The following is an 11177-nucleotide window of genomic DNA, read 5'->3' on the forward strand; positions in this document are numbered from 1 at the left end:
ATTATATTATAGCATATACCAATTGTCAACATTTATTTTCAAATTTTTTCAAAAAATTTTTACAACTCCGAATCTTGCCCCAATTTATAAAGGTTTTTTGGTTTTTTCTTCTTCAGAAAGATATTTGAGCTGATAGTCCGGAGTACCATTTGCGTCTATTTCCATCACAATATAAGACGGCAGATGACCATCCTGACGAGGATATGATGTGCTGCCCGGATTCAATGCCACTACACCATGATCCTTTTCTATAAGCGGTCTGTGGGTGTGTCCGAACATCACAATATCCATGCCTCTTCCCCTTGCCTCTTTCTTGATATCCTCCAGACCGGCAGAAACATAATAGTAGTGTCCATGGGTAATCAATGCTTTTAATCCTCCGATTTCAATTTCCTTTTCTTTCGGAAGTTCAGAGAAAAAGTCATTATTTCCTGCCACAATGTCCAGTGGACATCCTGCCAGTTCCGCAATATAGTCCTCATAACCTTCTGCATCTCCCAGATGAATCATACGGTCAAAAGGTCTTTCTTTTTCCATAATCGTTATCAGATTTTCATGTTTCTTATGGGTATCACTTACTATCAATACTCTCATCTTTTATCTTCCTTTATGATAAACCTTTTCCCATGAGTGCTTCTTTCATTGCGCGTAATGCTTTTCCACGATGGCTCATTTCATTCTTCTTATCCGGTGGCAAGCTTGCTGTGGAGCAGTTATATTCATCCACATAAAAGATTGGATCATAGCCAAATCCATTTTCACCCTGAGGCTCAAATCCAATATATCCCTCAATTGTCTCACGGGTTACCAGTGTTTCTTTATCCGGTAATACAGCCGCAATTGCACATACAAAGCGTGCGGTCCGCTGTTCCTTTGGTACTCCATTCAGACGATCCAAAAGATTCTGGTTTTTTATGGTATAAGAGGTATCTTCTCCCATATAACGGGCGGAATATACACCCGGTTCCTTATTCAGATAATCAATTTCCAGACCAGAATCATCAGCTAAAACAATAGCATCTGTATATGCTGCCACAGCATTTGCCTTAATCAGTGCATTTTCTTCAAAAGTAGTTCCATTTTCTTCAATATCCACGCTGATTCCGGCTTCTTTCATAGAAAGAATCTCTACATCAAGATCCGATAAAATCATGCGGATTTCTTTCATCTTGTCCTTGTTTCCTGTTGCAAATATTATTTTATTCATCTTAATATCCCTCCTGGAATGCCCGGTAAATTGCATTATAAATTGCCTGTGCTGCCTCTTTCTGATATGCTTCATCATTCAACCGGTTCAGTTCATCCTGATTTGTCATAAAGCCTACTTCTATCAATGCTACCGGCATCTCTGCTGTTCGTATAATATAAATCTCGTGTCCTTTTACAATTCCCTTACTGGTACTTCCTAACGCCGCTGTCATTTCTTCTAAGCAAATCTGGGCTAACTGCATACTTCCATTTTCCTCAGATGCCTTCTCTTCATCATACATGACTGCTGTTCCGTTGATACTGGACATTCTTCCGCTCTTGGTAGAATTATTATGTACGCTGATAAAGAGGTCTGCCCCGGCTTTGTTTGCCATATCTACACGCTGTTCAAGACTTGGATTGCTGTCATCCGTTCTCGTATAGTAGACTCCGACGCTCTCATCTCCTGCTTCATCAAATAATTCCTTTACTTTAAGCACTATAGCAAGGTCAATATCTTTCTCATTAATGCCCTGCTTTGTAGCTCCCGGTGCATTTCCACCATGTCCTGCATCTATTACCACAACTTTATCATAGACTTCATGTGGTGTCAAAAAATCCATATAAATATAATGCTCGTCAGATGTCTTTTGTAATTCCACCACACTATCTAAAGAGATCTCAATTACACCATATTCCGACTCACTTTCATAAGTCAGATTATCTATATGATAGCTCTTTCCTATCATGGGATAGTTATAAAGATAATTCTCATCTGCTCCCGGAATTTTAATGATAATGGTCTGGGTCAGATAGTCATTTTCTACGCTGACATCTTCCGGTGTCACATTTTCCGGTAACGCAATACGAAGCTGCTGGTCAAAGCTGATGCCCTCCTGGCTGTCTACATTTGCCGTATTATACTGCAGCATTTCCAGCGCATCCATATTTTCCTTGCGCTCGATGGCTTCCTGTGCCCGAAGTTCCCTGTTTTCCTCTGCCCGGATATGAAGTTGTGGAAAAAACAGCAGCGTTCCTGCCACAATAATGCTTATGGCAGTAATAATCACGGTAGCTGCTTTAATAACTTTCTCTTCCATCCCGCTCTGACTTACCTTTCTTTTGCATATGCTTTTATACAAAGATTTGCAGACTGGGTTTCTTCTACATTTTCCCAGTTCTTGCCGTTGGTACTGATATATCCCTCTCCATCGGAAAGATCTACGTTTCTGGTTGATTCATCTGCCTTATATTCAATTGCCATTGGATGCACGGAATCCGGAGTCTTTATCATCAGTACAACGGCAAATTTTTCTCCCTTGTTCACTGCAATTTTCTTATCAAAAGTAACGGTATAGAAACCTGCATTATCAAACTTTCCGGAAGCTACTTTCTGCCGTTTGGACAGACTTTCCCTTCCATCATAGTCCTTTACTACATATACTTCATATTCCGTATTTTTTCCGGTTGCATAGAAGCCTGCTGCCTCTAAATTCTCATTGTTTTCCGCTATATATACATTTGCTCCGTAAATGGTATCACGGTTGTATCCCAGCTGACCGACCCAGCCACATAAATCGGACTGATAAATCGTATCATAATTATCGGTATCTTCTACTCCGGTATAAACCAGATTGTGAATTCCTACATTGGTATCATAATAAGAGACATAGAATACCCCATTGTCTCCAAAATCTTTTCCCCAGCTGTTCTGGCAGATAAATGCACCGTCTCCCTCTAAATCTCCCGGGAAATTCTCTTTTGCATAACTGTCATCCCAACCAATAATCGCCACATCATGATTCGGCTTTTCTGAACCAACATAGCAATAAGAATTGGTCTCCTGATTAAAATATTCGGAACGGCTATTGACATTCTGCAGTGTACTGTAAATAGAAGTCTCGACTGCACCATATTTAAAAACTGCCTCTTTAATCTTCTCCAAATCCTTGCTTTCAATAATCTGCGCTTCCTGCACATGTTTGACCGGAGCTAAATTCTTTGTCAGCTCACCGTCATATGGGTCGTCCTTTTCCAATACAGGTCCCTGCCATGCAGTCAGATATGCCAGACTCATAGTATACTCTCCACCATCATTCTGTCCTAATCCAAAACTGTTTCCAAGGCTCATGTTATCGGTGGAAAATATATCATTTTCTTCCGGAAGCAGCATGGATTCCAGTGCTGCCAGAGAAGATGCAGCCCAGCAGGTTCCCTTATTTCCCTGGTTCTTCACCTGCGGTGCTCTTCCTCTCTCCCGCAAGTCATAATGAGATGGCAGAATGCTTGTCTCAGAAGAAGTATTCACCACCACTGCTTCATTTTTATTAACATCCCAGGCATAAGAATAACCAAGCTTCGAAGCAATGACTTCTGCCGGCACATAATAACGGTCATCAATCCGTGTCAATGTAGAAGAAAATTTCTCCTTCTCATCATTTATCTGTACTTCCTGGTCATCTAAGCTCATCCACAAGCTGTCTGAATATTTTTCTATCAAAAGAGCCGTGTCATCGTAAAGATGCACGCTGCAGTTATAACTGTCCCGAATCAAGTCCAATGGTACCATCAGATTCAGATTTTCATCCATATAGATTCCATTGTGCTTGTTGGTATATACTTTATTATCAATCGCTACCGTAAGATTCTTCTCATTGATGCTTTTTGCAATCAGAGGGTTCCAGTCGCTGCTCTGCAAATCTGCACCACGGAACTGTCCGATTTCTTCGGTTACACCCTTAAAATTGGCAAATTTCAGTATCAATGCAAGAACTAAAAGTAACGTGAATACTACATATCTCTTAGAATAACGTACTTTTTCCCTCACTCTTTTGTCCCTTTCCGTTTTGGTGGCTTCGGTCCCATGAACTGATAGAAATATGTCTTTAACATTCCATTATAAATCTTGCGGTTCTTATCCGGTTTTCTTCCGATATCCTTTGGTGCATTCTCATAGCTGGTAATCAGGTACATAGACCATGAATCCAGCCTTCTGTATGCCTCACCAATTGTCCGGTATAATTCCGGCAATGCCGCCTTTTCTTCCAGCCGCTCACCATATGGCGGATTGGATATGATAAATCCGTATTTTTTCGGATGGTTCAACTGGCTTACCGGTCTCTGCTGGAAATGAATCAAGCCATCCACACCGGCACGCTTTGCATTATCTCTTGCGGCACGCACAATTTCTTCATCAATATCATATCCCTGGATATCCACCTTAATATCGGTATCCAACATTTCCTGGGCTTCATTTACCGTATCATACCAGAGCTGACGCGGTATCAGGTTTGTCCACTGCTCTGCTAAGAAACTACGGTTCATGCCCGGTGCTATATTGGCTGCAATCATTGCTGCTTCAATCGGAAATGTTCCACTTCCGCAGAATGGATCTACTAAAATTCTGTCCTTATTCCATGGTGTCAGCATTATCAATGCTGCTGCAAGGGTCTCTGTGATTGGTGCCTTACTGGTCAGAGTCCGGTAGCCTCTCTTATGTAAAGATTCTCCGGAGGTATCTAATGCTACCATTACCTCGTCCTTCAACAGGAAAATTCGTACCGGATAGGATGCACCACTTTCTTCAAACCAATTGGTATGATATTTCTGTTTCAGCCGTTCTACCATTGCCTTCTTAACAATAGACTGGATGTCTGACGGACTGAATAATTTACTCTTTATGGAAGAAGCCTTGGTGACCCAGAATTTACCATTTTCAGGAATATACTCTTCCCATGGAAGCGCTTTGATTCCTTCAAATAATTCATCAAATGTCTCCGCTTTAAATTTTCCTACCCGAAGCAGCACACGCTCCGTTGTACGCAGAAAAATATTTGCACGGCAGATTGCCTCTGCATCACCAATGAAAGTCACTCTTCCATCTTCCACCTCTGAGATTTCATATCCCAGATCATATATTTCTTTTTTCAAAACTGATTCTAAGCCAAAATGACATGGCACTGTTAATTCGTATGTTTTCATATGTTCTTTCTCCATTATCACTACTATCTTATCTGTTCTAAATGACACTGTCAATGTTCTTTTCTATCCATTTAGTGCATTTAGGCCTCCAATCAGAGTATATATCTGATATCCCTGCCGCGTCAGTCTTTTTGCTGCATACATACTTGTATTTCCATACTCACAACACAGCAGTATCTTACGATTTTTCGGCAGCTTATGCTCCCAGTGTTCTATCTCATCATAAGGATAACAGTGGGCATTTCTCAAATGAAATACCTGAAAATCCTCCCTGCTTCTCAAATCAACAATATATATCTGTGGATCATCTTTTAGTTTCCATAATTCCGCTACACTGATAGCTGCAAATCTCATATGCCATCTCCCCCAAAATATCCTGACTTTTTCTGCTATGAAAAAACAGATTACAAAGTGTTCCTTGTAATCTGTTTCTTATTTTAATATATGCAGTTTTTCAATAAGATTGACCTAGTAATTGCATTTGTTGGATGTCTTGTTATCCGCCTTGTTATCACTTCTGTTGCTGGTCCTATTGCCTGCTTTGTTGCCGGTTTTGTTATCCGCATTTTCAAAGTCATTATCAGCATTCATTGTGCGGTTTACATTGCTTGTTTTGTTTTTTGCATTATCTGCATTTTTTGCCATAATATCGCCTCCTTTTTTTATCAGATACTTTTTCTTTTGATTCTCTGATACAGTGATATTATTTCTTAATTTCTTATTATTATTCTCATTTGCATTGCATTTTAAAAACTTTTATATTATAATTTTTTTCGTATAAGAATTGTTTTTTATACAGTTATACCCCTTATTAATTATTTATACTCCCCTCAAGAAAGCCACAGGAATCCTAAGATTCATGTGGCTTTCTTATTTACGCGAGTAGCTCGCAAAACGTATTTCTCGTAGTTATTGTTCTTTACATATTATAGAAATTCATATTTTCCTGCAGTTCCATATTCATCTCGCCGCCGTTCTTCTCATATCTGGTACGGAATCCATCGATATGACGCAGTTTACGTTCCTGGAATATTTTAAACCGGCTGATCATATCCTGATACATCGGGTTTGCCTCTAATGCATCCCTGTATTTCTTGGCAAACGGACAATAACGGAACAGAATATCCCTTGCTACACGGTTCAGGCGGAAACTGCCGCCTGCCTCGTATTTAATCCATCCGATATAATCAGAAATAAATACTTCACGATAGTTATTCTTTGACTTCCAGAGTGTATTCTTAATCTTCTCCTTTGCCTCTGTGGATAAATCACGGTTTTTCCGATAGTACTGGATATAATCACAATATTCTGAAGTTAGGGATTTCTCTGTAATATCATTCCAACGCATTCCCTGTATCTTACGGCACATTTCCCAACGGAATCTTCCGCAGGTCTCTATCATCATATCCTGCAGGCTGTAGATAGTCATAACCGGGAAAACAAATCGGGCGGATGTATCACGTTTTACTCCGGCAGTCTCCTGCCACATCATTGCTTTCATTCCCACATTCGGCATCAGAATAACATCTGGAAATACTTCTTTTTGCACCGGTTCAGCATTTACACCATGCATCGGATCTGAAAAAATCACTTCACGGTAGAACAACGAATAATCAACTTCACGGACTTTTTTGATTGCCTCCTCAATCCGCTCTGCAGTCACCAGCATCTTCTCTGCTTCCTGCACCATGTCATGCTTGCTCAGAATCGGACAGAAGGTACTTACTTTTCCATAAGTTGCCCGGTTCGTTGACACAAACATATTATTCATCTCATATTTGGTCTTTTCCCAGCAGTCTGTTTTCAACCGCTCCATTCCTGCTGCATCCAGCTTACCCATCCGCTTCTGCTCTGCCAGATATCCATTATAATCCAGGTCAAATTCATTCCGGCTTGGTTCATTCTTTCCTTCATAGATGCTCTTTAGCCACTCAAACATGGTATAGACATGGTCGCTTTTACACTTGAACAGTTTATCTGTCAAATCATAAAGTTCATTAGCGGTATCTTCTCCTACCATTCCCACATCCATAAATCCAAAATTCAAAAACATCTGAATAACCGGGTCTAGGTCATCCGCATCTTTCATGGCATGCTTAAATACATTTTTATAAGTAGCATAGAATAATGCTGTCAACTCTTTCCGAAGTTTTCTCGTTTTCTCATCATTATCAAAATTATCCGGAATTGCATCATATTCATGCATTTTGCTTCGAATTTTATGTACATCCTCTGCTGCCACTCCAGCATATTCTAAGATATGTACCAGACAGTCCTCTGTTTCTTCTTCCTCTTCTCCATCGGTTTCCGCATATTCCTGTTCCAGTAAATCTTCTGTTCCCTGAACCAGCTTATCCTCTGCCTGCGGCTTTGGTACTTCACCAATCAGTTCTCCTGCAAAGTTATATATTGCATCTGCCTTTATCTTTATATTGCTAAAATCATAAGTCTGATATTCCGTAATTCGTTTGTCCCGTTCTCCTGCATCTCCCAGACGGTTGTCCTTGATAAACTGTAACAATGGCTCTATTGCCTGTCGTATTTCCTCGATGTCAGCTCCACTTGCTGCTGCACGGGCTGCCATGTCAAAATAAAGCTGTAATAAATCCATTCGATTGGTATCCAGATACAGATTTACATGCTCCTGTAAATATTCTTTTGCATGGTCAATCTCTCTTACCGCTTTGCACATAGCTCTTGCTGCCTGCATAATCTGTCCCGTCAGCAAATCCTCTTTCTGCTGAAAGAAATCCATAGTTCCACTATTCCCAAGTTCTGCCAGTTCATGGAAATAATCCGCTTCCCATTTCGGTGCCATATTGGTTCTTACATAAGGCTGCAGGCTCTCTATTCTCCGGAAACTTTTCTCCTGAATGCAATATTTTCTACATAACTCCTGATATTTCTGATACATTGCCAGTGCAAAGCTATAATATTTTTCTGTACTGTTTTGAAATCTCTGGTTTCGTCCAAGCATATGGTCTGCCTCACGAATTGCCACAGATAAAAATGCTGCTGCATATTTCGGCTGACTGATAAATATCTTACCAAAGTCCTCCGGAGCATGATAATGAAACGGATAAAGTGTTACATCATCCGCTGCCACATAATCTGCTATATATTCTTCTTCTGCACAATCCATCAGACCTATTATATTACCGCTTCCAATCTGCACTTCTTCCAGCTTAGACACCTGTCTCACTGTTCCATGAATTACCATATACAGTGCATTTACCGCTGTTCCATGCTTGATAAAGCATTTCCCTGCCGGGACCTTAATCATTGCCATAACACAACTTCCTCTGTTATTTCTATATTAAAATTACTTTATTATACTTGCTTATTAAAATCTTTTGTTCATACCCATTGCTATAAATAAAAAGAAAATGATTGCTACCGGAAGCAGAACCGGAAGTAAAAATGCAACTACCTGTGCAAGCAGAATTATAAGCAAAATTACAAACAGAAATACTGTCGCTAATATAAGCCAGATTCGAATTTTAATCTTCTTAAAAGAATACTCTCCGGAAGCTGTTTCCTGCCCATCCATTCCCTTTTGTGGTTCTGCTGTAGTTTTCTCTGCCGTTGCATTTTCTGCATCGATTATGCTTTTTGCAAGAAGTCTTGGATTTCCTAATTCTGCAATTACTTCAGCCTCCGTCTTTCCTTTATGAGATTCTGTAAGAATATATTCTTCATAATAGCGGAGATTATCATTCACCGTCTGCTGGCTTACCCTTCCCTGCAAAGCCTTTCTTAATTCTGTTAGGAATTCCTCTCTTGACATTTATTTCCCTCGACTCTTCTTTCTCTACTCTCTGCACTTCTTATGTTTTGCTTCCTGTTACAGCCATCACACTACTTTTATTGTATTGCTTCTATTGCAATTCATCTATTCCATTACTTTTTTGTTTTATTTTTTTATATAGTAGGAATTAGTTATTCTTCCGCTATAAATCAAATAATCAATTCCTACGCTTGTGCCAGAACTGCTCTCACGTTTAATCCAGTCTCCGTCACGCGTATAAGTTCCTTCCGATACATCACCATTATCATCCTGTACATAAGTTCCATCCGCTTTAAAGGTAATGGAATATACCACATTATTACTATTCTTAAATGTACAGGTAGCATCAAAGGTATCTCCATCCGGTATTTCACCTTCATATAAATAATCTTTTGCAATCAGGTATTTTCCCTGTTTTACAAGATTCTGTACATCGCCACCATCGGAGGTCAGTGTAAGCTTATTTCCGTCCATGACAAATGTTCCTGATGCCAGCTCTACTGCCTTGTCTCCCACACTGATATTCTCTTTATAAGTATTATTCTTTTCATTAAATGTAATTTCAAAAACAGTCGATGAATTATCGCCTGACATAATTTCACATGAATAAGTTCCAAGACTTCCACTATCCTTTGTCTTTACAGCAATTACCGCTACAATAGCTACTACTATAATAAGCACTGCTGCAAGAACTGATGTAAGCTTTGCATTCGCCTTTTTACTCTCATTCTTCATTAATAAATCAGTCCTCTCTGAAAAGATTTTTCACTTCTATATCATATATTTTTTATGCAAAACTGTCAAGAAAATGTAGTTATTGCAAACATTTTTCGCCATTTTTATAGAAATTCTCCATCATTTCCCTGGTAAGGCTGATTTTATCATCCATGCCTGCAACCTGTTCTCTTGGTACCCATTCCGCCAGAGAAAGTTCGTTCTTATCTAAAGTAATGGCATCTGTTCCTTCCACTCTGGCATAAAATCCCATCAGAAGATTGGAATCAAAGCCCCATGGCTGACTCTTATAGTATACAATATCCTTTACTTTCAATCCTACTTCTTCCATGACTTCCCTGCGAACTGTCTCTTCCGCAGTTTCGCCAATTTCTGTAAAACCTGCAATCAATGCGTATTTCTTATATTCCCTGTCTGAATATTTTGTCATCAATATTTTATTATCGTATATTACTCCCACAATTACTGCCGGAGCAATTTTCGGATAAACCATATTTCCACAGCATACACAACGCATCATCCGCTCCTTCGTATCCGGCTGCAATTCCTTTCCGCATCTGCCACAATAACGGTTATCCCGATACCACACATACAAATGATATGCCGTTGCCGCCGCAAAACAATCTTTCTTTGAAACTGTTTCCCGCAGACTGCGAATCGTTACCCATTCCATATTTTCAATATTATCGTTCTGCTTTTTGCTCTGCCTATCGACCTGCTCATCAAGCTGCTTTTCTACCTCTTTTTCTGCTTCTTCCTTTGACCATACTTTCAGCAGATAATACTGTACATCATCAATAGAAAACAGATATTGCAATCTTTTGTTACCGAATCCGTCAGCCTCTTGTTCTGTCTCTTTTGTAAGTTCTTTTGTAAACTCTTTCATATAGAAGAAACTGATTTTGGAATCTTTTTTTACCAGGAGTTTATTTCCCGAAAATAAAAATACGATATCCGTATTCCGGCATTCTCTCTGTTGATATTCATTGTGAAATTTCATTGGTGCAATATCCTGTATCATACCTGTGCCACCCTTTTTTATATAATAAAAAGACCCCAAATCTCTGCTAAACAAAGATTCAAAGTCCTTTTTCCACGTGCGTGAGAAGATTCGAACTCCCGACACCTTGGTCCGTAGCCAAGTGCTCTATCCAGCTGAGCTACACGCACATATTAAATTATTACATACCATCGGTATGAATGCCCGCGACCGGAATCGAACCGGTACTGTGTCACCACAACAGGATTTTAAGTCCTGCGCGTCTGCCAGTTCCGCCACGCGGGCATATGGGACCTACAGGGCTCGAACCTGTGACCCTCTGCTTGTAAGGCAGATGCTCTCCCAGCTGAGCTAAGATCCCAAAACGACCCAAGCGGGACTCGAACCCGCGACCTCCGCCGTGACAGGGCGGCGCTCTAACCAACTGAGCCATTGGGCCAAATAAATTTAAAATAAAAGTGGACCTTCGGGGACTCGAACCCAGGA

At 40.0% G+C, this 11177-nt stretch carries 11 protein-coding genes and 4 tRNA genes; all 15 read right to left on the minus strand.

The genetic code is table 11. From position 1 onward, the window contains the following. Positions 1-84: 84 nt before the first annotated feature. The gene (locus OCV43_RS11810) at positions 85-594 is read right to left on the minus strand and encodes a metallophosphoesterase family protein (protein ID WP_022243473.1); all 510 of its coding nucleotides are present in this window, start codon (positions 592-594) and stop codon (positions 85-87) included. 13 nt (positions 595-607) lie between these two features. Beyond that, entirely contained in the window at positions 608-1207 is a 600-nt protein-coding gene (locus OCV43_RS11815) for an XTP/dITP diphosphatase (RefSeq protein ID WP_117698513.1), read from the minus strand. Between the two features lies 1 nt (position 1208). Next, positions 1209-2288, minus strand: coding sequence for an N-acetylmuramoyl-L-alanine amidase family protein (locus OCV43_RS11820; protein WP_227710559.1), 1080 nt, complete (start codon positions 2286-2288; stop codon positions 1209-1211). An 11-nt stretch (positions 2289-2299) separates the two neighbouring features. Next, a complete protein-coding gene (locus OCV43_RS11825) occupies positions 2300-4015 on the minus strand; it encodes a lectin like domain-containing protein (protein WP_227710560.1) in 1716 nt (571 codons plus the stop codon). Next, the gene (locus OCV43_RS11830) at positions 4012-5169 is read right to left on the minus strand and encodes a THUMP domain-containing class I SAM-dependent RNA methyltransferase (protein ID WP_227710561.1); all 1158 of its coding nucleotides are present in this window, start codon (positions 5167-5169) and stop codon (positions 4012-4014) included. Before OCV43_RS11830 ends, OCV43_RS11825 begins: the two co-directional genes overlap by 4 nt. A gap of 63 nt (positions 5170-5232) precedes the next feature. Continuing rightward, positions 5233-5523, minus strand: coding sequence for a rhodanese-like domain-containing protein (locus OCV43_RS11835; RefSeq protein ID WP_022243478.1), 291 nt, complete (start codon positions 5521-5523; stop codon positions 5233-5235). 114 nt (positions 5524-5637) lie between these two features. Next, positions 5638-5814: a hypothetical protein gene (locus OCV43_RS11840; RefSeq protein ID WP_022243479.1), complete on the minus strand. Its 177-nt coding sequence runs from the start codon at positions 5812-5814 to the stop codon at positions 5638-5640. Between the two features lie 274 nt (positions 5815-6088). Further along, positions 6089-8458, minus strand: coding sequence for a cyclic nucleotide-binding domain-containing protein (locus OCV43_RS11845; protein ID WP_117841677.1), 2370 nt, complete (start codon positions 8456-8458; stop codon positions 6089-6091). A 54-nt stretch (positions 8459-8512) separates the two neighbouring features. Continuing rightward, positions 8513-8956 (minus strand): DUF1700 domain-containing protein, encoded by a 444-nt coding sequence (locus tag OCV43_RS11850; protein ID WP_022243481.1) that lies wholly within the window; start codon positions 8954-8956, stop codon positions 8513-8515. 126 nt (positions 8957-9082) lie between these two features. Then, complete coding sequence (locus OCV43_RS11855; protein WP_022243482.1) at positions 9083-9691, minus strand: hypothetical protein; 609 nt, start codon at positions 9689-9691, stop codon at positions 9083-9085. 79 nt (positions 9692-9770) lie between these two features. Beyond that, positions 9771-10712, minus strand: a complete 942-nt coding sequence (gene nudC / locus OCV43_RS11860; RefSeq protein ID WP_227710562.1) for an NAD(+) diphosphatase — start codon at positions 10710-10712, stop codon at positions 9771-9773. 75 nt (positions 10713-10787) lie between these two features. After that, positions 10788-10861, minus strand: a tRNA-Arg gene (locus tag OCV43_RS11865). 31 nt (positions 10862-10892) lie between these two features. Beyond that, positions 10893-10976: transfer RNA gene (locus tag OCV43_RS11870), tRNA-Leu, on the minus strand. Positions 10977-10979: 3 nt separating this feature from the next. Continuing rightward, positions 10980-11052, minus strand: a tRNA-Val gene (locus OCV43_RS11875). 4 nt (positions 11053-11056) lie between these two features. Next, positions 11057-11130, minus strand: a tRNA-Asp gene (locus OCV43_RS11880). Positions 11131-11177 lie beyond the last annotated feature (47 nt).

This window comes from Roseburia amylophila (assembly GCF_025567465.1).
GTDB classification, from domain to species: domain Bacteria; phylum Bacillota; class Clostridia; order Lachnospirales; family Lachnospiraceae; genus Roseburia_C; species Roseburia_C amylophila.